This is a genomic window from Oceanivirga salmonicida (genome assembly GCF_001517915.1).
Lineage (GTDB): Bacteria > Fusobacteriota > Fusobacteriia > Fusobacteriales > Leptotrichiaceae > Oceanivirga > Oceanivirga salmonicida.
Genome location: NZ_LOQI01000234.1, coordinates 1 through 242, shown reverse-complemented (window position 1 = coordinate 242; position 242 = coordinate 1). Strand labels below are relative to the sequence as shown.

1 pseudogene is annotated in these 242 nt (G+C 28.1%); it reads right to left on the bottom strand.

The features are described 5' to 3' along the window. Positions 1 to 109 precede the first annotated feature (109 nt). Positions 110 to 242, bottom strand: a pseudogene (locus AWT72_RS09385) (ATP-binding cassette domain-containing protein); the annotation flags it as partial.

Genomic DNA, 242 nt, shown 5'->3' with positions numbered 1-242 from the left:
ATATAAAAGAATCAGAGAAAGCTGGAATAGTAATTATTCATCAAGAGTTAGCATTAATTCCAGAATTATCAGTAAAAGAAAATATATTTCCAGTATATGTACCATATGGATATACTCCTGATAAAACCTTCATAAGTGTAGATTTACCAGCTCCATTTTCACCGCAAATTGAAAAAATAGTACCTTTTTTAACTTGCATATTTACATTATCTAATGCTTTAACACCAGGAAATGTTTTTGTT